Origin of the sequence: Sphaerisporangium dianthi (assembly GCF_042654065.1) — a bacterium.
Lineage (GTDB): Bacteria > Actinomycetota > Actinomycetes > Streptosporangiales > Streptosporangiaceae > Sphaerisporangium > Sphaerisporangium dianthi.
The window spans coordinates 1-19,671 of the sequence record NZ_JBHSFP010000001.1 but is presented as its reverse complement, the minus strand read 5'-3'; the positions used below and the strand labels follow the sequence as shown (position 1 = coordinate 19,671).

Below are 19,671 nucleotides of genomic sequence, written 5' to 3'. Positions count from 1 at the left end.
TCTCCTGTCTTGGCATGCTCATTAAGGGCCTTGCGGAGTCTCTCGTTGCGTCGGCAGTGTTCCTTTGGCTGGCTTGCGTTACCGTGGTGGGTATGGCGTACAAGAGACCGACAATGACATCAGCGCGATGGGATGAGATTGTCGCACTGCTGGAGGACGAGCAGCGGCTAGAGGTCGAGTACCCGAAGGTGGCCGAATATCTGGATATGGCGTCGAGACTGTCGGGGTCGGGCGACCGTGATGCCGACACGGCGTTCGACTTGCGGTTCGTGCACTACATGACCGGCGGAAGCGCTGTGAGCTCCAATCCATATTGGGATATTGTTGAGCCCTTCGTGTCGGAGTACGAGGGCCGTCGCGTGGTAGACGGCGGCCGGGCAGGAGGTAATGCTCGGCTCGCCTATGCACAGGTGCTCTTGCAGGCGGCCTATGCCTATGCGATCCCCTCTCCGCAGACCATTGAATGGATGTCAGCCTTCTGTGCCGATCTTCCGATCGTGGAGATGGGAGCTGGGCGGGGGTACTGGGCCGCTCAGCTGTCTCGCTCAGGGCTGACTGTCGAGGCATACGATGTGGAGCCGCCGGACAAGACTACAAACGTCTCATTCCCTGGAGCTGCCGGCCAGGTAGATGCATGGCATCCCGTCGGTGATCTGGAGGGGTTCGTGTCTCGTGCTCAAACGGCGGATCACGTGCTGTTCCTCTGCTGGCCGCCCGGCTGGGGAAACAAGATGTCGTCTGAGGCGCTGACGGCGTTCGAGGAAGCAGGAGGCGAAAGGCTCATCTACATCGGGGAACCGAAGGGCGGCAAAACCGGCAACGATGCCTTTTTTGATGCCTTGGCGGCTCGCTGGAGGTTGGACTCCGTAGATCCACACTTCGTTTCCTGGTGGACGGAGGGGGACATCGCGCAGGGCTGGGTTCGGAGCTAGGGACGCAGCAAAAACGGGGGTGCCGGATAGGTCGGCACCCCCGTTCTTCTTTCCCTACTTGAGCGCCATGCGGAACACGAATGCGTCGTAGCGATCTCTCGGATACGACACATCGGAAACCATGATGATTCGGTCATCGGCGGAGATGAACCGCTGATGGACCGTCTTGACGAGATCGCCGGGGGTTGTGCGCAACCACTCGGCATGCAGCGGGACCGGTAGCTGGTCATAGAGCGTCTCTTCTAGGAAGGCGGCGCCTGATACATCCGCGACATCTAGCGGATGGTAGGTATCTGAGATCGAGATTGGCCGACCATCCTCGGTGGCCCGGGTGATGACGTGCGCGATCAGCTCGCCCGCTGAGAGGCCGAGCGCCTCGGCGACGTCGCTAGTGGCAGGGATCTGTTCAGCTTCCCGTTCTACCCGAACATCTCGATCAGACTCGTTCCGGAACGTGTGCTCAGCACTCTCCATCTGACGCTCAGGAGAGACGCGAACCAGGTTGGGGCGGTCGGCGACGAACATGCCCCGCCGCCGTACGGATCGAACGAGCCCCTGACTCTGGAGCAGTTCGAGAGCCTTCCGAACCACGATGTCCGACACACCGTTCTGCTGGGCGATCTCGGCATAGCTCGGTAGCTGCATGCCGGGAAGAAGTTCTCCTGCGCGGATACGCCGCGCGTACTCGCCCGCGATGCGGACGTAGGCCGGCTCTGGCACTTGGCGATCAATCCCTTCAAGCTCTCTTCGGTGACCCTTCCAGCGTATACGCATCATCGTATACCTAGGGCTTGTGCGTATACGAAGCTACGTATACGATGCTGCTCGACGCACCCCGCAAGGGACGGGTCACCGGAAGCACTCGGAAGGCGATCTGACGGGATCGCGCGCTGACGCTGACAGACCGCTTCGACCGACGGGCCGAACGCACTCGACGCCTGACAACTACATCGGGTCACCGCCTCCCACTAAAAAGGCGGCCAGCGCAGGGATGACCTGCGCATACAAGCTCTTCTTCTCGTCTGTCCACCAATGCGGCGGTGACCTTCCTGGCACGCCGCTGGCTCTGAAAGGGGAGATCCACGCGTGTATTCCGACCGTCGGCCGCTGCGCCGGTTCCTGCTGGTTCTGTTGGCTGGCCTCGCGCTGGTCTTCGTCGTACGGCAGCCCGACAAGGCGGCCACCCTCGCCACGAGCGCCTTCAACGGGCTGATGACGGTGACCGACGCGCTGGCGTCTTTCGCCGGCAACCTCGGCTAATCGTGGCTGCGACGCCATGTCTGCCGTTGAGATCGTTTCGTTCGGCTACCTCCACGGTGAGCCGCCACCCGCGCACCTGACCATCGACCTTCGGCACCACTTCAAGGACCCGCACGTCTCGCCTGAGTTGCGCTACATGACCGCCCGCGATGAGCCGGTGCGCGCGACGGTGCTGGGCACGCCCGGCATCGCCGATCTTCTGGAGGCCACCGCCACCGCGGTGGCCGCGTTTCTGACCGGTCCGAGCGCCGGCACCGTCACCGTGGCCGACGGGTGCGCTGGCGGGCGCCACCGCGCCCCGATCTTCGCCGAACACCTGGCCCACCGGCTCCGCGGGGACGGCCTATCGGTCACCTTGCACCACCGCGACCTGGACAAGCCCGTCGTCCAGCGCTGACACCCGTTCACCTCGGGGGCGGCCCCAATCCGCCAAGACACGAGCCGCCCCCTTCGACTCCTGGCAAAGGAGCACCATCATCATGACCCACCAATCCAGCGCGCCGCCACGAGCCGAAAGGCCGGCGCCGACGCGGGACCGCGTGGCGCTGATCCTGCTGGCCACCGTCACCGCGCGCATGCCGCGCCACCTTGCCGAGGAGGCCGCGTGCGTGCTCGATCCGGAGTTGCACACCGGCCCGGACGTGTTCGCTGAGGAGTCGGCCGAGGAGCGGGCGGCCCGGGAGCAGGTGGCGCGCGAGGTGTGCGCGGACTGCTCGGTGTGGGCTTCCTGCCTGTTCTACGCCCTGGACGAGCGCCCGCAGGCGGGGGTGTGGGCGGGGCTGACCGCCGAGGAGATCGCCGCCCTGCCCGGCCGTGCCGCCGCCGATGGCGCGGTGTGGTCGCCGGGGGAGGTGGCCTGATGACCCTCGCGCCTCCCCGCTTCGCCGAGGCTCCCGAAGAGGTCGCCGACCTGCCGGGGCTGGCCAAGCTGACCTGCGCGCTGCGCCACAGCGCGCGCCTGCCCGGCCTGCTGGTCCACATCACCCCTGAGCTGGAGGACAACGCCGAGGCCCTGGCCGTTCGCTGCGACCGCACGCCGCGCATCGACCTGGGAACGGGTCTGCTGGGCGAGGGCGACGCGCTGTATGGGGTGCTGGCCCACGAGATCGCCCATCACGCTCTGGGGCACGGGGTGGCCGCACCGTTTTGGCGTCGCCCGTCCTGGTGGGCCAGAGCCGCGCTGCTGGCCGGCCTGATCGTCCACCTGCCGGTGCTGCTGCTGGGCGTGCTGGGCTGCCTGGTGGTGGCCGTGCATGCGGCCGGGGTCCGCCGGGCGCGGTTGGAGGAGTTCGACGCCGACTTCCACGCGGCGCAACTGCTGGACGCCGCCGGGCTGCCCGGCCGGCGCTTGATCGCCGCGGCGCTGGCCGACCTGATCGACCTGCCCACCGCATACCGGCTGATCGGATGGCTGGTGGACGACCACCCCAGCGCCAAGGCCCGGCGCCGACTGCTGGCCGCCGGTCGGCGGGCGCGTCGGCTGCGCTGGGCGCTGCTCTGGCAGCGCACCCACGTCCCCGCCCCGGCCTGCGGCGTGTCGTGCTCGTCCTGCGGGCTGGGCCACCCGCCCGGCACCCGGGGAGGGGCGCGATGAGTCGCATACGCGCCCGGTTCTGGGACCCCACAGGGGCGCGGCACGGCATTCCCACCTGGCCGTGGCGGATGGCGCCGCCGCACCTGTGGACGCTGCGCCAGCTCGCCGCCGAAGGGCTGCGGCCGGGCGGACAGGACGTGCAGGCGCAGATTATGTGGGCCTCGCGTCGGCACGGCGCCCCGGGGGTGCGGGTGGCGTTCTTGTATGACGTGCGCCTCGCGCTGCCCAAGCGCACTGCCACCGCTCGGCAACTGGAGGCGCTGGCCAAGGCGAACGCCGCACGCCGTACCTGTCCCGGCTGCGGCATCGACGCTGGGTATGTGCTGCCGCGGCACCTGGGCATCTGCTTGGACTGCGCCGGGGAGGTCGCGGCATGAACCTGCGCCTGACCGGTGAGCCCGCCCAGGTCACCACGCGTCGTGACTGGATCGCCGATGCCGGTATCGCGGTGGTGGCCGTGGCCGCGCTGATCTCCAGCGCCAGCGCGCTGACCGGTCTGGCCAAGCTCGCGGCCTGGGGTGATGAGCTGTCGCTGTTGTTGCCGCTGATGGTGGACGCCTACGGCATCACCTCCACCCGTATCTGGTTGTCGAAGGCCACGCGTTCACCGCGGGTGCGCCGGCACGCCGCCGGCAACGCGGTGGCCGCGATCGTGATGAGCGTGGTCGGCAACGTCGTCTACCACGCGATCCAGGCCAAGGCGCTTGTGGTGCCGTCCTGGGTGCTGGTGGTGGCGGTGTCGGTGGTGCCGCCGGTCACCATCGGCCTGCTGTCGCACCTGGTGGCGCTGCGCTCGGGCGATCACGCCGAATCCGCGCCGCGCGGCGGACCGGCCGTCCCCCCGCCGACCGCACCCGAGTCCGTACCGACGCCGGCCGCCGTACGTATTGAGCGGTTGCCCCGTACCGGCCCCGGCCCCGCCCCGCGGGAGGATCGGCGCGCGGTCGCCGCCCGTACGCCCGCCGCCACGCATGCCACCTCCTCCCGTACGGGTGTAGTGAATCTGGCCGCCGTACGGGACGGGGCGGGCGAGTCCGCTCGTACGGAGATAAAGCCGGTGGACCGTGCGCGATTCATCGCTGGTCTCGTACGGGACATCCGTGCCGCCGCCGCGAACGGCGGTAGCTGGGAGCCGGACTATCCCGTACTGGAGAAGGTGTCGGGGTATCGCCGGTCATGGTGTGAGAAGGCCGTACGGGAGGCTCGTGAGCAGGCCCGTACCGCTAGCGACACCCGCCCGGTCACCCCGTACACACCCGCCGCGCCGCCGGCCGTCCCCGTGGCCGTCGCCGGACGCGGTGCCGCGCCCGCCGAGGTGGCGCCCATGGGCGACAGCGGGCGGGAGGTGGCCCCGTGAGCTGCCACAAGCCCGACACGAGCCCGCATATCCAGCATGCAGCCCAGGCCCCACCACCGGCCGCTGTGGGCAGGCTGCGAGATCTGCCCCGACGGCCGCATGGGGGCAGCCCGTTGCGCTTGGGCCCGGCGGCAGCGCCGGTCACCGCGGCGCGGACACTGCCACGCGCAGAGGCCCGTACGTACACAGCGAGAGGTGTGATGGCCATGCCCCGTACCGAATCGCCGGTGTACGTCATCACCGACGCCGCCGCCCCGCCCCGTACGGCGCTGCCCATCCGGCCCGCCGTGCCGCTATCCGTACGGCTGAGCGTGCGGGCGGCGGCGGTGATGGCCGTCCTGGCCCTGCTGCACGTGGCCGTGCCCGTGTACGGCTGCGGCTGGTGGCTGTACGGGGTGGCGCTGGTGTGGGTGGTCTGGCCGGTGCTGCGCCCCGTACGGCGCATCGCCGGGCACGTGCTGGGCGCTGCCGATGCGCTGATCGCCGCGGCGCTGGGCACCCGTCGGCTGGCCTACCTCGCCGTGCTGCTGCGCCAGGCCGTACGCGACCCGCACACCCCCGCCCCGGCCCCGGCCCGTGAGGCTTCCTGTCCTCGGAAGGAGAACCGTCCATGAGTACCCCTGACCCCTACGCCGGCCAGCAGACCCCGCAGGACGCCGGCAGGTCTGGCCGTGGCCGGATTCCGGAGTTGTCGGCCATCCCGTGGGCCGGCCCGTCGGCGATCACTCAGTACGCCAAGGTCGGCCGCGACTTCGCCCGCGACCTGGGCGAGGAGTTCGCGCTGGGCGCCGATGAGCTGTATGCGGTACTGATCCGCAGCTTCAAGGGCCACCCGGTGCTGAGCGTGTTCGGCGGCCCCGACGTGCGGCTGCGCGCCCGCCGCGTGGTCAAGCGGCTCCAGCGGGCGGCGGAGTTGCAGCGCGGCGCGGGGGTGGAGCTGGTGAAGTTCCACGCCCAGTTCCGCAAGGAATTCGTTGAGGTGCTGCCGAAGGCCAAGCCGGAAAGGCGCCCGCAGTTCAACTGGAATGAGGACACCTGATGGCCACGCGCACCCCTGCCACGACCCGGACCCCGGCCGGCGCGGACGCCGCGGCGCTGCCCGCGGTCCACGATTCCTCTTCCTGGGAGCAGGTGGCCACCCGCGAGGTGTCCAAGGCCCTGCTGTACTTCCCGCCCTGGCTGATCGGCGTCCTGCTGTTCGGTCTGGGCGCGGGGTTCCACTTCACCCTGCGCAGCGACGACCCGCAGACGGTGGCGTGGACGACCGCGCTGATCATCACGTGCGTGCTAGCGCTGACCGCGCTGACCTGGCGCCAGTCCCACGCCCGCAGCCTGTCCGGGCGGGCGCACACCACGCTGACCACCCTGGCGGGCGGGCTGTGGGTGTGCGCGGCGACCATCAACGGCCCGGCCACCACGGTCACCGGCCGGCTGATCCTGATCGGCGGCGTGAGCTTCGCGCTGTCGTTCAACATCCGCACCGTGATCCGCGCCAAGCAGATCGACGTGGCCGGCGCCGCCGCCGACCCGCTGGGGTTCCTGTTCAACCGCGGCGCCGAGAAGGCAGGCATGGCCCGGGTGCAGGCGCGCACCATCACCGCAACCCCCTACAAGGTGACCGGCCAGGTGCAGTTGCACGAGGGCAAGCAGATCGCCGATGACCTGCAAAAACGCGTCCCCTACGTCGAATCGGGCATCGGCCTGCCCCCCGGATCGATCACCACCACCGTCGACCCGGACGACGCGTCCAAAGCAACGATCACGATCTCCGACCCGCGGGTGATGAAACACCCCATCCCCTGGAACGGCCCCTCCCGCGTCGGCGCCTCGATCGCCGAACCACTACGCCCCGGCCTGTGGCAGGACCAAGACGAGATCGCCTACGTGATCGTCGGTCACCACGTGCAGATCATGGGCAAGACCGGCGCCGGCAAGTCCATCGGCGGCGCGTGGAACCTGCTCGCCGAGATCGTCACCCGGCGGGATGCGGCGGTGTTCGCCATCGACATCACCAAGGGAGAGCAGACCCTCGGCCCGCTGAAAGCCGCGCTGCACCGGCTGGAGACCACCCCCGAGGGGGCCCGCGCCCTGCTGCGCGACGTCCAGACCCAGGTCAAGCCGCGCACCGACCTGCTGGCGTCCAAGAACCTGCAGAAGTGGGCGCCCGGGTGCGGGCTGACCTACTGGGTGCTGTGGCTGGAGGAGTTCCCCGACATCTACGACGCCCTGCCCGACAAGGAACAAGAGCAGTTCCTCAGCCTGATCAAGGCCATCCGCTCCGCGGGCGGCACGGTGGTGCTGTCGTTGCAGCGCAGCGACTGGACCCAGATGCCCACCATCGCCCGCGGCCAGCTCGCCAAGATGTGCTTCGGCGTCGACTCGGCAGCCGACGCCACCTTCGGCCTGTCGGAAGCCCAGCAGGACGCCGGATGCCGGCCGGAGTTGTGGAGCAACAAGCAGCCCGGCATGGCCTACCTGGACGCCCCCTCCATCGGTGAGGACCGGATCACGATGCCGATGCGTACCTACGCCTGGGGCATCGACGCCGCCGGCGACTTCGATGACGAGAGCGCTAACGCGCAGATGCGGGCGCACGCCGCGGCGTTCCCCGCCGTGCACAAGCAGGTCGACCCCATCACCGCCTCGCTGTCACGACTCGATGTGACAGCGCTGGCCGCCCCCGCCTCGCTGCCCACCGGCCACCCGCCGGCCGCGCTCGATGAGCACGCCGACGACGACCAGGCCGACGTGGGCGACGTGGCCGCCGAATACCTCGGCAGCGACGACCCCGACCCCAGCGTGCAGGCCGGGATCGATGACGAGATCCCCGAACTGGAGGAAGGGGAGCCCCCGCTGCGGTTCGCCCAGCCCGAACGCAAGATGACCGCCGAGGAACGCGGCGCGGCGCTGATAGCGCACGTGCAGGACATGTGGGACGACGGCGCCCGCGACTTCTCCTCCGGCGACCTCAAGCCGCTGTGGGAGAGCACCGACATGTCCCGCGCCTGGGTGCAAAAGCAGCTCAAGCGCCTACTCGCCGCCGGCATCCTGACCGGCTACGACGACGAGGCCCAGCGCTACCTGATGGCCAACCGCCCCCAGGTCTGACAGACCACGACCACCACCGTGGCACCCCGCCCGGGTGCCACGGGAGGGGGCTGGGGGAGAGAGTTACAGGCCAGAGGCCCTGCCACGCGTCGTGGCACCCCGCGTGGCACCCACCGTGGCCCCCCGGTGGCACCCCGCGTGGCAGGGCGTGGCCCCTTCTTCTCCGCCCTTCGTGGCACCCCGTGGCAGCAAGATCAAAAGTTTCGCGGACGCATCCCACGCGCAGCCGTGCGCGCGAGCCTGCCCGCCCACACCCCACACCCCACCCTCGGAAGGGACAACCGACCATGACCCCACTGCGGCTCAGCCCACCCCAATGGCGCGTCCTGCGCCACCTGGCCACCTACAGCGCCACCGCCATGCGCACCGGCTTCCTGGCCAAGCGGGTACGCGACACCACCGGCGCCGATGACGCCGACCTGACCGGCTTAGCCGACCTCGGCCACATCACCGGCCGCCTGCACGGCGGCGACGGCCCGCCTCTTGCGATCACCCTGCGCAGCCACCGCGGCGACCCGCGGCTGCGCATCCACCTCACCCCCACCGGCAAGAGCGCCGCCCAGGCCATCGAGATAGCCCACCGCGCGCTGCGCCACCTGCGCGCGCACGCCCCGGCACCGCTCACCCTCACCGAGCTTCAGCACGACGCCGGCGTCGGGGATGACACCCTGACCGAGCTGGAAGCCTGCGGCTTCATCGACATCGCCCCGATGTGCCCCGAGTGCGAAGAGCCGGCCGAACGCGCCACCCCGACCTCCTGGACCCCTGCCTGGGGCCGTGCGCCGTCGTGGTCGCACCTGGACGGAGAGCCGCTGTGCCCGGTGGTCGGGGCCAACGGCTACCAACCCGCCACCCCCACCTCCACCGACCGCCGGATCACCCTCACCAGCATCGGCCGCCGCTACGCCGAGCCCCACACCAGCCAGGACCGGTCATGAGCGACCCGTCCATCAGCCACCCGTCCCTCCTGTCGGCCCTGGCCACCCTGGCGGTCTGCGTGACCGTGCTCGCGGTGCTCGTGCTGGTCCTGGTGGTGGCCTACCGGGTCAGCCTCAAGCGCCACCCCTACACCCACTGCCGGCGCTGCCGAGGGACCGGAGAGCGCCGCAGCCGGCTGTTCGCCAACTCCTTCGGTCACTGCCCCGACTGCGAGGGCACCGGCCACCGCCCCCGCGCCGGCGCCCGCCTGCTCAACGTCCGCTGACCTCTCGCACCGTTCGCTGCCTCCAGTAATCCGCTGATGGAAGGAAGACCTGCCCATGTCCGGCGAGACCACGATCACCATCATCGGCAACCTGACCGCCGCCCCCGAACTGCGCTACACCACCACCGGCACCGCGGTGGCCGGCTTCTCCATCGCCTCCAGCTCGCGCACCTACAACAAGCAGCTCGAGCAGTGGGAGGACGGCGAGGCGCTGTTCCTGCGCTGCTCAGCCTGGCGCGACCTCGGTGAGCACGTCGCCGCCTCGCTGACCCGCGGCACCCGCGTCATCGCCTCCGGCCGGCTGCGCATGCGCACCTACGACACCACCGAGGGCGAGCGCCGCACCGTCTATGAGATGACCGTGGACGAGATCGGCCCCTCCCTGCGCTTCGCCACCACCGAGGTGAAGAAGACCACCCGCAGCACCGCCAACGGCAACGGCGCCGGCGCTGGCGAGTCCGACCCCTGGCGCGCGTCCACCCCCGCCCCCGCGGGGGCCGGCACCGCTCGTGGTTCCGGCGGCTGGGCTGGCGACGAGCCGCCGTTCTAACCCGCCCTGCCCTGGCCTATGCGCTCGCCCCGGGGCGGCACACCCCGCCGTCCCGGGGCTTCTCGGAAAGGAGACCGCCCATGGCCGACGCCACCACTGCCGCCATCGCGGCCGGTGAGCAGGCTGCGTTGTTCGCCCTCGACCCAAGCGCCGACGGCCCGGTGTCAGGAGTTCCCTACCTCGGCGCCGACCCCGCGGTCAGTGACGCCGCGCTGGTCGGCGACGGCTACGGCTGGCTCGCCGCGGCGCTGCCCGCCCCGGCGGCGCCGCCCTGCCCCGACTGCACGTTGCCGCAGATCCTTCCGGCATCGGCGCCGGTGCTGTGGACCTGCCCGCGCTGTCACCCGCTGGAGGCCCGGTGACCGCGCCCCCCGCCGGCCCGCCCGGCTGTTACGTGCGCCGCCCCGGCGGGCGCACCCTGACCATCCACACCCCCGCCGGATTCGACCCACGCGCCTTCACCGCTTTCGCCGCCGGTGAGGAGGTGCTGGGGCTGGATGTGGAGACCAGCGCCATCAACGACAAGGGACCCCGCCACTTCGACCCCGGCTTCACCGTGCGACTGGTGCAGTTCGCCACCACCTCCCACGCTTGGGTGCTGGACCCTGCCGACCCCGCGCAGAACGCCGCGATCCGCGCCACCCTCGCCGACCCCGCCCGCCGCTTCGTCACCCACACCAACTACGACCCGCTCGCGGTGTGGGCGGTGTTCGGCATCGCCCTGGGACAGCGGGTCATCGACACCCACCTGATCTCCAAACTCCTCGACCCCGACGAACGCTCCGGCCACGGACTGAAGGAACTGACCGCCCGCCACCTCGACACCGGCCTGACAGAGGCCGAAGCCGCGCTGCACGCCCGGATGCGCGCCGCCGCCCCGCCCGGCCACCGGGCGGGTAACGCCTGGCTCACCTGGGGCTGGAACCACCTGCCTGCCGACGATGAGACCTACCTGGTGTACGCCGGGCTGGACGCCGTCTACGTCCGCCGGCTGCTGCCCGCGCTGCTGCGCCAGTGCCGCGCCTTCACCCACCTGGTCCACATGGAACAGTGGCTCGCCGCCCGCTCCACCGCCATCACCATCCGCGGCCTGCTACTGGACCGCCCCTACACCACCGAACTACTCACAGCCGTCAACCGCGAGCACACCGACGCCGAAACCCACATCGCCGCCGCCCTCGGCGTCCCCGGCGGCTCACCCCGCTTCGCCGCCTGGCTCGACCACCAGCTCACCGCCGCCGGCGTCACCGACCTGCCGCGCACCCCCACCGGGCGGCTTCAGATCACCGCCGACACCCTCACGAGCCTGACCACCCGCCACGCCACCGCCCTGCCCGCCGACGTGCGCGAGCTGGTCGCCGCGCGGCTGACCATGGCCCGCACCTCCAACCTGATCGCCAACCTGCGGTCCTTCCTGAACTCCGCCGACCCCGACGGGCGGGTCCACCCCCAGATCAACACGCTGCGCGCCAAGACCGCCCGCATGTCCATCACCGGCCCCGCCCTGCAAACCCTCAAGAAACACGACCCGCGGCTACGGCACTGCTTTCGCGCCGACCCCGGCCACGTGCTGATCTCCTGCGACTTCTCCCAGGTCGAAATACGCGTCGCCGCCGCCCTGTCGCAAGATCCCACCCTGATCCGGGTCATCGCCTCCGGGGTGGACATCCACGACGCCACCGCCTCCCTGATGTACGGCCCCGGTTTCATCGAACAGCAGCGGACCGTCTCCAAGCGGGCCACGTTCGGCACCCTGTACGGCGGCGGCGCGGGCGCCCTGGCCGAACAGACCCGCGTCACCCCTCAGACCGCGCGGCAGGTCATCACCCGGTGGCAGTCCACCTATCCCCGCGTCATCGCCTACACCCGAGCACTCGCCCGCCAGACCCTCGTGATCACTCCCAGTGGGCGGCGCATCCCCGCCGACCCCGCCCGCGGCTACGCCAACGGCAACTACATGATCCAGTCCACCGCCCGTGACCTGCTGCTGGCCGCCGTCTACATCTTCGCCACCCTCCACCCCCAGGTGCAGCTGTGGCTGTTCGTCCACGACGAAGTCATCATCCAAGCCCCCCGAGCCGACGCCGAGCGTCTGCGCGATGCCCTCCAGGAAGCGATGACGACCACCTTCCGCGGTGTGCCGATCCTCGCCCACGCCGAGATCCTCGGCACCCACTGGGGCCGACTGCACCCCGAGCGCACCGCCACCACCGGCCACCCGGAAAGGCCGATCGCCGCATGACAACCACGCTCACCTGCGGCTCAATGTGCTCCGGCTACGGCGGCCTAGATCTGGCCGTCACCGCCGTACTCGGCACACGACTGCTGTGGACCGCCGACAACGACCCCCACGCCGCCACCGTGCTCGCCCGCCACTTCCCCACCGCGCCCAACCTCGGCGACCTGACCGCCGTGGACTGGACCGCCGTCCCCGCCCCCGACGTGCTGACCGCCGGGTTCCCCTGCCAGCCCGTCAGCGCCGCCGGCCGACGAAAGGGCATCACCGATGAACGATGGCTCTTCGAGCACATCTGCGCCGCTGTTAGCCGAATGGTCCCACGACCCCGGCTGCTCGTGTTCGAAAACGTCCGTGGGCTGCTGTCTGCTAACGGCGGGGACGCTATGGCCCGTGTCGTTCAGGGACTGGCCGCGCTCGGCTACCTGGGATCCTGGCGGGTTGTCCGCGCTTGCGACGCCGGCGCCCCACACCGCCGCGAACGAGTCTTCATCCTTGCTGCCCACCCCGCGAGCATCCGACACAGGGACCCCCGGCCGGCGAGCGAGCCAGGGTTTCCGCCCCCCGCTGTCACAAGTGATCCTGCCGCTCTTGCCGACACCCCGGGCGACGGACGGCACCAAGGGCGGCCCGAACCAGCGAGGCTCCTCCGGAGACCTGACGCTGCCATCACTGGCCGTCCGACTGTCGACTGGGGAGCCTACGGCCCCGCCATCCGCCGCTGGGAGCACATCATGCACCGCCCCGCCCCCCATCCCACCCAACCCGGACAAACCGGCGAACGCCTCAGCCCCCGATTCGTCGAGTGGCTGATGGGCCTGCCTGACGGATGGGTCACCGGCATCCCCGACATCCCCCGCAACGGGCAACTACGGCTACTGGGCAACGGCGTCGTCCCCGCCCAAGCAGCAGCCGCCCTGACCAGCCTGCTCCCCACCACCCTGACCCCGCCCCTTCCCCGCGACGGCAACCGCCTGGCCGCCTGACCTCCCCCAACTGGTGGCACTGCCAGCCACCCGGCAAGCCACCAGTTGGGGGCAGCCCACCCGCTGACCCCTCCCACCCCCGTCGCCGCCGAAAGGAACGACGCATGACCCGGGAGCTGACCGCCGCCGCGCTGGACTGCGCCGGCCGCGGATGGCACGTCTTCCCCCTCACCCCCCGCGGCAAATACCCGCTGCGCGGCTTCACCGCCTGGCAACAGCACGCCACCACCGACCCCGACAAGATCACCCGAATGTGGGCACGCGCCCCCTACAACATCGGCATCGCCTGCGGCCCCTCCCACCTGGTCGTAGTGGACCTCGACACCTCCAAACCCGGCGAGCACCCGCCCGCCGAGCACGCCCAACGTGGCCTCGCCACCGGTCAGGAGGTCTTCCTGGATCTGTGCGAGCGCCACGGCCAGCCCTACCCCGCCGACACCTTCACCGTCACCACCCGCCGCGGCGGCACCCACCTCTACTTCACCGCACCGCACGGCGCCGCCCTGGGCAACACCAGCGGGAACAAGGGCAACGGGCTGGGCTGGCTGATCGACACCCGCGCCCACGGCGGCTACGTCGTCGCCCCCGGCAGCTACGTCGCCCAACCCGACGGCACCGGCACCTACCGCACCGTCAACCCGATCCCGCCCGCCCCGCTGCCCGCCTGGCTCGCCGCACTCCTCGCCCCACCCCCGACGGCGCCGACGAGCACCGCCCCGCCGGCCGACCTGGACCACGCCCGGCTGACCCGCTACGGCCACGCCGCCCTCACCGGCGAAATCGAACGCGTCACCACCGCCCCCGACGGCGGACGCAACCACGCGCTCAACCTCGCCGGCTGGAAACTCGGCAAGCTCATCGCCCGCGGCATCCTCCCCCGCGAGGTGGTCGAACACGCCCTACAAGGCGCCGCCGAGACCGCCAACACCCACAGCCGCGACCCCCGCCCCCCACACACCCTCGCCGCCGTCATCAGCTACGCCATCGACGCCGGCATGCGCACCTAACCCCGCGCTCCCGCCACCGATCACCAGGGAGACCCATCCATGGCCCAACCCGCCACCCGCGGCGCCGCCTTGCTGGACGCCCTACGAGACGCACTCACCCGATACGTCATCCTGCCGACCCCCGAAGCCGCCGACGCGGTCACCCTGTGGATCGCCGCCAGCCACGCCCAACCCGCATGGGCCCACGCCCCCCGCCTGGTCATCCGCGCCCCCGAAAAGCGCTGCGGAAAATCCCGGCTGCTGGACGTGGTCGAAGCCACCTGCCACGACCCGTTCATCACCGTCAACTCCAGCAGCGCCGCGGTCTACCGGTCCATCAGCGACGACCCACCGACCATGCTCGTGGACGAAGCCGACACCATCTTCGGCCCCAAAGCCGACGGCAACGAAGACCTCCGCGGGCTGCTCAACGCCGGCCACCAGCGCAACCGCCCCGCCAAACGCTACGACGCCAACACCTGCCGCGTGGAATCCATCCCCACCTTCGCCATGGCCGCCCTCGCCGGCATCGGCGCCATGCCCGACACCATCGAAGACCGCGCCGTGGTCATCCGCATGCGCCGCCGCGGTCCCGGCGAAACCGTCGCCCCCTACCGCCACCGCCGCGACCGCCCCGCCCTGCGCCAGCTCGCCGCCGACCTGTCGGCGTGGCTACGCGCCGACCTGGCCACCCTGGAACACGCCGAACCCGCCATGCCCGTAGAAGACCGCGCCGCCGACACCTGGGAACCCCTCGTCGCCGTCGCCGACCACGCCGGCGGCACCTGGCCCGGCCGCGCCCGCGACGCCGTCACCGCCCTGACCGCCGAAGCCGACGACAACGGCCAACCCTCACCCCGCGTCCGCCTGCTCACCGACTGCCGCACCGCATTCCGCACCGACACCGCCCTACCCACCGCCACCCTGCTGGAACGACTCAAGGCCGACCCCGAAGCCCCCTGGGCCGACTACGGACCCAACGGGCTCACCGCCATGAAGCTGGGCACCCTGCTACGCGAATACGACATCCGCTCCGACACGATCCGCTTTCCGCCCCCCGTAGGGCAGGCCAAGGGCTACCAGCGCGCCGACTTCGCCGACGCATGGGCGCGCTACTGCCCCGCCATCGACAGCACCGAAACTACCCCCGCGATCACGGAACCCGGTGACGTGCTCCCATTCGGCAGGGGGAGCCGTACCAGCCGTACCAGCCTCAACACCGCAGCTCAGACACGGTACGGCTTGGAACCTGGTACGGCTCAAGCCGTACCACCCACCGATCTTGGTACGGCTTGAGCCGTACCACCGACCAAGCCGTACCAGCCCTGACCAGCAAAAACGAGGCTGGTACGGCTGGTACGGCTACCCCCCTCAAACATGCAGTGTCTCTGCCCGGCGGCGCCCACCATGGCACACCGCCAAGGCCGCTCGATTCACGCCATCCCACTGATCACAAGTCCTGAAAGGAACACGCCCGATGGCCACCGTCACCCGCCTTCGCGCGATGCTCACCGTTCCCGAGGTCTGCGACGAGCTTCAGATCTCCCGATCCACCTTCTATGACTGGCGGCAAAAGGGGCGCTCCCCGCGCTGCATCACGCTGCCCAATGGCTCTCTTCGCGTCCGTCGCAGTGATCTGGAAAGCTGGCTCAGTGCCCGAGAGGACGCCGCTTGATGCAGAACGCCACATATGACGTTCGTGTCTACAAAACCGAGGTGCGCAAGAATACAAGCGGCAAGGTCACGTCGTACCGAGTTCAGTGGGCAACGGCGGGAAAGCCGTGGAAGAAGACCTTTCGGAACAGCTCGCAGGCGGACGCATACCGAAGCGCCCTGATCACCGCCACGCGCGAGGGAGAGGCATTCAGTCTGCTCACCGGTGAGCCGGTGAAGTGGCATCGCCCCGAGCGGCCCGAGATGAGTTGGTATGAGTTTGCCTGTAAATTCGCCGACTACAAGTGGAAGACCGCTTCGGCAAAATATCGGCAGGACATCGCTCGCGCGCTCACGGCCGCCACACCCGCCCTGCTTGCAACCACTAAGGGCAAGCCTGACGACGTGACCCTCCGCACAGCTATGCGTCGGTGGGCGTTCAACACCAAGCAGCGCGCTGAGGCATCGGGGGAGATGGCGGAAGCGCTCGCCTGGCTGGCGAGGAACACCATGCCGGTCTCCACGCTCGCCGAAGTTGCAACCGCCCGTGCGGTGCTCGACGCCGCCACCTCGCGACTGAACGGCAGCCTCGCAGCGACCAGCACCGTACGAAGGCACAAGACCATCCTGCAAAATGCGATGGATTACGCCGGCGAGTTGGAGCTGTTGACCGGCAACCCGATCAGATCGCTGAAGTGGACAGCGCCCAAGGTCGCCTACGAGGTAGATCGGCGAAGCGTGGTCAACCCTGCGCAAGCGGGCCGTTTGCTCGCCGAAGTCAAAGCGCAAAAGCCGAGCGGAAGACGACTCGTAGCATTCTTCGGTGCGATGTACTACGCCGCCTTACGCCCCGAGGAAGTAATCAACCTGCGCGAGGACAACGTCGTTCTTCCTGAACTGGTCGAGGACCCGGATACCGGGAACATGGAGGAACCAACCGATGGTTGGGGGGAGCTGCACCTCACCGCAGCAACGTCATTCGCCGGGCGGGAATGGACCGACGACGGCAGCCTCTATGAGGAACGTGCGCTGAAGCATCGCGCCGAGGGGCAAACACGTGTGGTTCCTTGTCCGCCGCCGTTGACGAGGTTGCTCCGCGCTCACCTCGCCGAGTTCGGTGCCGGCCGCGGAGGGCGCGTCTTCGTAGGGGTGCGCGGCGGCGAGCTGGCCGGCATCACCTACCGGCGCGTGTGGAACAAGGCGCGTGAGAACGCCCTGACCGCCAAGGAGGTACAGACGCCCCTGGCCAAACGGCCGTACGACCTGCGTCACGCCTGCGTCTCGACATGGCTCAACGCGGGCGTACCGGCAACGCAGGTTGCCGAGTGGGCAGGGCACAGTGTCGATGTCCTGCTGAAGATCTATGCCAAGTGCATCGTCGGTCAGGATGAGGCCGCCAAGCGCCGTATCTCCGATGCGCTCAGCGGTCATGGCTGAGGACGGCCCCCGGGTAAGCATTGGGTAAGACTGGCCGTAGATGACCACCGTCAGCCGTGGACAGCCGGACAAGACGAGAGAGCCCCTGGCGGCATAGTTGCTGGCCAGGGGCTCTTTTCGGTGATCGGGGGTGGTAGGGCGGGTGGGACTTGAACCCACGACCTACGGATTATGAGTCCGCTGCTCTGACCGGCTGAGCTACCGCCCCGCAAGCCTGGAGTCTCTCATAAGTTGGCGTCCATGTGAGCACGGGGAGTTGTTCACTTTGGCCGCCTCCTGGACAAGTTCGGCGGAGCGTGGGGTGTGAGCGGGCGGCGCGGTCGCTGGTGAGCCGCCCGCTCATGTGCCGGGGGTCAAGGAGAGGTGCAGGTGAGGGGGGAGGGGACGGTGTTGCCGCCGGTCCAGGTTCCGTTGAAGCCGAAGGTCGTCGAGGCTCCGGCGCCCAGGTTGCCGTTGTAGCTCATGTTCTTGACCGTCACGGCGCTGCCGCTCTGGGACAGGGCGCCGTTCCAGATCTGGCTGATCGTCTGGCCGTTGGCGAAGGTCCACTTCACCGTCCAGCCGCTCATGGCGGCCGCGCCGTCGTTCCTGACCGTGACCTCGGCCCCGAAGCCGCCCGGCCAGGAGTTGGCGATCCGGTAGGTGGCCGTGCAGCCGCCCGACGGTGTCGGGGACGGGGTGGTGGGCGGGGTCGGGGTGGGGGTGACCGGAGGGGTGGGCGTGGGGGTCACCGTCGGGGTCGGGGTCGGGGTGACCGTCGGCGTCGGAGTGGGGGTGACGGGCGGGGTGGGCGTGGGGGTGGTGCCGTTGAGGAGGGCGGCGAGAGCCGGGTACCACTTGCCCGATATCTTCTGGTCGCCGCTCGCGTTGGGGTGCACCCCGTCGCCGGTGTCGGCGGAGGTGCTGAACCCGGTCCACTGGTCGACGACCACGATCGGCGACTGGCCGGTGCTCTTGGACTGGGCCCAGCCGGGGATGGCGGAGTTGAGGGCGACGACGCGCTGGGCGCATTCGGCGCAGGAGCCGGGGTTCATCGGGATGATCTGGGCGACGAGGATCTTCATGTTCGGGTTGCTCGCCCGCATCTGGTCGACCAGCTTGCCGTAGGCGGCCAGGATCGTGCTGGTCGCCCGGTTGCTCCACACGTCGTTGGTGCCGAAGTGCATCATCACGATGTCGGGACGGGTGGCGGAGAGCCAGCCGGGGAGCTGGTTCTGGTCGGCGACGGTGGTGACCAGCGCGCCGCCGTGGCCTTCGTTGTCGCCGTCGTAGGGCACGCCGCAGCCCTGTGGCGGCAGGGTGCCCACCATGTCCACGCTGTAGCCGCCCTGGACCAGCCTGTTGTACAGCAGGGACCGCCAGCAGCCGGGGGAGCCGGTGATGGAGTCGCCCAACGGCATGATCCGTACGGTGGCGGCGCGGGCCGGCAGAACGGGCGCGACGGCCGCGTACGCCAGGACTCCGAGCAGAGCCGTCATGATCGCCAGGAGTGCGCGTCTGGTCGCCATCCTTCACCTCCGGTAGTCCGCCTGGCGATGGTATGGAGCGGCGGTGTGCCCGAGGAAGGAGCGGGGCTACTTAACCGGTTCGAGCTGGGCAAATGCGTCATTGCTCGTGAAAGTTGCAGAGGGGGCGCCGGGTGCGACAAGGTCTTCCTCCTCGCGCCACCGGCGGAGATCGGGTGGTCTCGATTTGGCGACATGAGGCGAATTGGATCCACAACCCCCGTGACGGCGGGACAAAACGTCCAGCACTGTCGTGATCGGCAAACCCTGATCACGGGAGGTCGACCGGCTCATGCGCCGCATCGCAGCACGTCTGACAGCCGCCGCGGCGGCGCTCGCCATCCTGGCGTCCCCCACTTCCCCGGCCGCGGGTGAGCCGGGCCCTCGTCCCTCACCCGCCCGCGCCACCGGTGCCTCCGCCGGGGCCGTCCACCAGGTCACGCTGATCACCGGGGACGTGGTGACCGTCCGGAACGCGGCGGCGGGCAGGTACGGCGTCTCCGTGCGGCCCGCGCGAGGAAGGGAAGAGGTGCGGTTCCTCTCGCAGGAGGTGGACGGCGCCCTGCGGATCACTCCCGCCGACATGGTCCCGTACGTGGCCGCGGATCTGGTGGACGAGCGGTTGTTCGACGTGACCGGCCTCATCCGCCAGGGGTACGACGACGCGGCGGCCCCGGCCCTGCCGCTCGTGCTGGCCTACGGGGACGCGGCGCGGTCCGCGCGCACCGCGCTGCCGGGCGCCGGGGCGGGCACGCCACTGGAGAGCGTCGGCGCGCGCGCCGTCGCCGTGGACAAGGGCAGGCTGGACGAACTGTGGCAGGCCGCCGAGCCGGCCGCCGCCCCCGCCGGCGCCGCCCGCGCCG

General features: G+C 70.0%; 22 protein-coding genes, 1 tRNA gene and 2 pseudogenes. 22 read left to right on the top strand and 3 right to left on the bottom strand.

All coding sequences use genetic code 11. The annotated features are described in order from the left end of the window. The first annotated feature begins 92 nt into the window (after positions 1–92). Positions 93–932 carry a hypothetical protein gene (locus ACFO60_RS00125; RefSeq protein ID WP_380835485.1) on the top strand — a complete coding sequence of 280 codons (840 nt, stop codon included), beginning with the start codon at positions 93–95 and terminating at the stop codon, positions 930–932. Between the two features lie 54 nt (positions 933–986). Here ACFO60_RS00125 and ACFO60_RS00120 read toward each other — a convergent pair whose 3' ends face one another. Continuing rightward, complete coding sequence (locus ACFO60_RS00120) at positions 987–1,652, bottom strand: GntR family transcriptional regulator (protein WP_380835483.1); 666 nt, start codon at positions 1,650–1,652, stop codon at positions 987–989. A gap of 366 nt (positions 1,653–2,018) precedes the next feature. Here ACFO60_RS00120 and ACFO60_RS00115 point away from each other — a divergent pair, with 366 nt between their 5' ends. The 20 genes and pseudogenes from ACFO60_RS00115 (at position 2,019) to ACFO60_RS00020 (ending at position 17,303) form a co-directional block, all read left to right on the top strand. Continuing rightward, positions 2,019–2,192, top strand: a complete 174-nt coding sequence (locus ACFO60_RS00115) for a hypothetical protein (RefSeq protein ID WP_380835481.1) — start codon at positions 2,019–2,021, stop codon at positions 2,190–2,192. A gap of 16 nt (positions 2,193–2,208) precedes the next feature. Continuing rightward, positions 2,209–2,589: a RapZ C-terminal domain-containing protein gene (locus ACFO60_RS00110; protein ID WP_380835480.1), complete on the top strand. Its 381-nt coding sequence runs from the start codon at positions 2,209–2,211 to the stop codon at positions 2,587–2,589. A gap of 82 nt (positions 2,590–2,671) precedes the next feature. Further along, entirely contained in the window at positions 2,672–3,052 is a 381-nt protein-coding gene (locus tag ACFO60_RS00105; protein ID WP_380835479.1) for a WhiB family transcriptional regulator, read from the top strand. Next, the gene (locus ACFO60_RS00100; protein ID WP_380835477.1) at positions 3,052–3,786 is read left to right on the top strand and encodes a M48 family metalloprotease; all 735 of its coding nucleotides are present in this window, start codon (positions 3,052–3,054) and stop codon (positions 3,784–3,786) included. The genes ACFO60_RS00105 and ACFO60_RS00100 overlap by 1 nt, the downstream gene beginning before the upstream one ends. After that, positions 3,783–4,163 carry an RRQRL motif-containing zinc-binding protein gene (locus tag ACFO60_RS00095; RefSeq protein ID WP_380835475.1) on the top strand — a complete coding sequence of 127 codons (381 nt, stop codon included), beginning with the start codon at positions 3,783–3,785 and terminating at the stop codon, positions 4,161–4,163. The genes ACFO60_RS00100 and ACFO60_RS00095 overlap by 4 nt, the downstream gene beginning before the upstream one ends. Continuing rightward, positions 4,160–5,143, top strand: coding sequence for a hypothetical protein (locus ACFO60_RS00090; RefSeq protein ID WP_380835473.1), 984 nt, complete (start codon positions 4,160–4,162; stop codon positions 5,141–5,143). The genes ACFO60_RS00095 and ACFO60_RS00090 overlap by 4 nt, the downstream gene beginning before the upstream one ends. Positions 5,144–5,349: 206 nt before the next feature. After that, positions 5,350–5,757 (top strand): hypothetical protein, encoded by a 408-nt coding sequence (locus tag ACFO60_RS00085; protein WP_380835471.1) that lies wholly within the window; start codon positions 5,350–5,352, stop codon positions 5,755–5,757. Next, complete coding sequence (locus ACFO60_RS00080; protein ID WP_380835470.1) at positions 5,754–6,182, top strand: hypothetical protein; 429 nt, start codon at positions 5,754–5,756, stop codon at positions 6,180–6,182. Before ACFO60_RS00085 ends, ACFO60_RS00080 begins: the two co-directional genes overlap by 4 nt. Further along, entirely contained in the window at positions 6,182–8,251 is a 2,070-nt protein-coding gene (locus ACFO60_RS00075) for a hypothetical protein (protein ID WP_380835468.1), read from the top strand. Before ACFO60_RS00080 ends, ACFO60_RS00075 begins: the two co-directional genes overlap by 1 nt. Before the next feature lie 287 nt (positions 8,252–8,538). Further along, positions 8,539–9,189 (top strand): hypothetical protein, encoded by a 651-nt coding sequence (locus tag ACFO60_RS00070; protein WP_380835467.1) that lies wholly within the window; start codon positions 8,539–8,541, stop codon positions 9,187–9,189. Then, on the top strand, positions 9,186–9,455 hold the full coding sequence (locus ACFO60_RS00065) for a hypothetical protein (RefSeq protein WP_380835465.1): 270 nt from the start codon (positions 9,186–9,188) through the stop codon (positions 9,453–9,455). Before ACFO60_RS00070 ends, ACFO60_RS00065 begins: the two co-directional genes overlap by 4 nt. A 55-nt stretch (positions 9,456–9,510) precedes the next feature. Continuing rightward, positions 9,511–10,005: a single-stranded DNA-binding protein gene (locus ACFO60_RS00060; protein WP_380835463.1), complete on the top strand. Its 495-nt coding sequence runs from the start codon at positions 9,511–9,513 to the stop codon at positions 10,003–10,005. An 80-nt stretch (positions 10,006–10,085) separates the two neighbouring features. Then, positions 10,086–10,367 carry a hypothetical protein gene (locus ACFO60_RS00055; protein ID WP_380835462.1) on the top strand — a complete coding sequence of 94 codons (282 nt, stop codon included), beginning with the start codon at positions 10,086–10,088 and terminating at the stop codon, positions 10,365–10,367. Continuing rightward, complete coding sequence (locus tag ACFO60_RS00050) at positions 10,364–12,247, top strand: DNA polymerase (protein ID WP_380835461.1); 1,884 nt, start codon at positions 10,364–10,366, stop codon at positions 12,245–12,247. The genes ACFO60_RS00055 and ACFO60_RS00050 overlap by 4 nt, the downstream gene beginning before the upstream one ends. Then, a pseudogene (locus ACFO60_RS00045) lies at positions 12,244–12,798 on the top strand (DNA cytosine methyltransferase); the annotation flags it as partial. The gene ACFO60_RS00050 and the pseudogene ACFO60_RS00045, both read left to right, overlap by 4 nt. 177 nt (positions 12,799–12,975) lie before the next feature. Further along, the gene (locus tag ACFO60_RS00040) at positions 12,976–13,227 is read left to right on the top strand and encodes a class I SAM-dependent methyltransferase (RefSeq protein WP_380836464.1); all 252 of its coding nucleotides are present in this window, start codon (positions 12,976–12,978) and stop codon (positions 13,225–13,227) included. A 104-nt stretch (positions 13,228–13,331) separates the two neighbouring features. Further along, positions 13,332–14,234 (top strand): bifunctional DNA primase/polymerase, encoded by a 903-nt coding sequence (locus ACFO60_RS00035; RefSeq protein ID WP_380835459.1) that lies wholly within the window; start codon positions 13,332–13,334, stop codon positions 14,232–14,234. A 39-nt stretch (positions 14,235–14,273) separates the two neighbouring features. Beyond that, positions 14,274–15,509, top strand: coding sequence for a DUF3631 domain-containing protein (locus ACFO60_RS00030; protein ID WP_380835457.1), 1,236 nt, complete (start codon positions 14,274–14,276; stop codon positions 15,507–15,509). A gap of 181 nt (positions 15,510–15,690) precedes the next feature. Then, a complete protein-coding gene (locus tag ACFO60_RS00025) occupies positions 15,691–15,888 on the top strand; it encodes a helix-turn-helix transcriptional regulator (RefSeq protein WP_380835456.1) in 198 nt (65 codons plus the stop codon). Continuing rightward, the gene (locus tag ACFO60_RS00020; RefSeq protein WP_380835454.1) at positions 15,888–17,303 is read left to right on the top strand and encodes a tyrosine-type recombinase/integrase; all 1,416 of its coding nucleotides are present in this window, start codon (positions 15,888–15,890) and stop codon (positions 17,301–17,303) included. Before ACFO60_RS00025 ends, ACFO60_RS00020 begins: the two co-directional genes overlap by 1 nt. Positions 17,304–17,434: 131 nt before the next feature. Here the strand turns inward: ACFO60_RS00020 and ACFO60_RS00015 are convergent. Next, positions 17,435–17,511, bottom strand: a tRNA-Ile gene (locus ACFO60_RS00015). Positions 17,512–17,656: 145 nt separating this feature from the next. Next, the gene (locus ACFO60_RS00010; RefSeq protein ID WP_380835452.1) at positions 17,657–18,811 is read right to left on the bottom strand and encodes a cellulose binding domain-containing protein; all 1,155 of its coding nucleotides are present in this window, start codon (positions 18,809–18,811) and stop codon (positions 17,657–17,659) included. Positions 18,812–19,100: 289 nt separating this feature from the next. On the opposite strand from ACFO60_RS00010, the pseudogene ACFO60_RS00005 reads away from it, so the two are divergent. Next, a pseudogene (locus tag ACFO60_RS00005) lies at positions 19,101–19,671 on the top strand (hypothetical protein); the annotation flags it as partial.

Bases quoted from the DNA above. Each gene is read 5' to 3' on its own strand.
- ACFO60_RS00125 (WP_380835485.1), top strand. From the start codon at position 93: ATGGCGTACAAGAGACCGACAATGACATCAGCGCGATGGGATGAGATT.
- ACFO60_RS00110 (WP_380835480.1), top strand. From the start codon at position 2,209: ATGTCTGCCGTTGAGATCGTTTCGTTCGGCTACCTCCACGGTGAGCCG.
- ACFO60_RS00105 (WP_380835479.1), top strand. From the start codon at position 2,672: ATGACCCACCAATCCAGCGCGCCGCCACGAGCCGAAAGGCCGGCGCCG.
- ACFO60_RS00100 (WP_380835477.1), top strand. From the start codon at position 3,052: ATGACCCTCGCGCCTCCCCGCTTCGCCGAGGCTCCCGAAGAGGTCGCC.
- ACFO60_RS00095 (WP_380835475.1), top strand. From the start codon at position 3,783: ATGAGTCGCATACGCGCCCGGTTCTGGGACCCCACAGGGGCGCGGCAC.
- ACFO60_RS00090 (WP_380835473.1), top strand. From the start codon at position 4,160: ATGAACCTGCGCCTGACCGGTGAGCCCGCCCAGGTCACCACGCGTCGT.
- ACFO60_RS00085 (WP_380835471.1), top strand. From the start codon at position 5,350: ATGCCCCGTACCGAATCGCCGGTGTACGTCATCACCGACGCCGCCGCC.
- ACFO60_RS00080 (WP_380835470.1), top strand. From the start codon at position 5,754: ATGAGTACCCCTGACCCCTACGCCGGCCAGCAGACCCCGCAGGACGCC.
- ACFO60_RS00075 (WP_380835468.1), top strand. From the start codon at position 6,182: ATGGCCACGCGCACCCCTGCCACGACCCGGACCCCGGCCGGCGCGGAC.
- ACFO60_RS00070 (WP_380835467.1), top strand. From the start codon at position 8,539: ATGACCCCACTGCGGCTCAGCCCACCCCAATGGCGCGTCCTGCGCCAC.
- ACFO60_RS00065 (WP_380835465.1), top strand. From the start codon at position 9,186: ATGAGCGACCCGTCCATCAGCCACCCGTCCCTCCTGTCGGCCCTGGCC.
- ACFO60_RS00060 (WP_380835463.1), top strand. From the start codon at position 9,511: ATGTCCGGCGAGACCACGATCACCATCATCGGCAACCTGACCGCCGCC.
- ACFO60_RS00055 (WP_380835462.1), top strand. From the start codon at position 10,086: ATGGCCGACGCCACCACTGCCGCCATCGCGGCCGGTGAGCAGGCTGCG.
- ACFO60_RS00040 (WP_380836464.1), top strand. From the start codon at position 12,976: ATGCACCGCCCCGCCCCCCATCCCACCCAACCCGGACAAACCGGCGAA.
- ACFO60_RS00035 (WP_380835459.1), top strand. From the start codon at position 13,332: ATGACCCGGGAGCTGACCGCCGCCGCGCTGGACTGCGCCGGCCGCGGA.
- ACFO60_RS00030 (WP_380835457.1), top strand. From the start codon at position 14,274: ATGGCCCAACCCGCCACCCGCGGCGCCGCCTTGCTGGACGCCCTACGA.
- ACFO60_RS00025 (WP_380835456.1), top strand. From the start codon at position 15,691: ATGGCCACCGTCACCCGCCTTCGCGCGATGCTCACCGTTCCCGAGGTC.
- ACFO60_RS00020 (WP_380835454.1), top strand. From the start codon at position 15,888: ATGCAGAACGCCACATATGACGTTCGTGTCTACAAAACCGAGGTGCGC.
- ACFO60_RS00010 (WP_380835452.1), bottom strand. From the start codon at position 18,811: ATGGCGACCAGACGCGCACTCCTGGCGATCATGACGGCTCTGCTCGGA.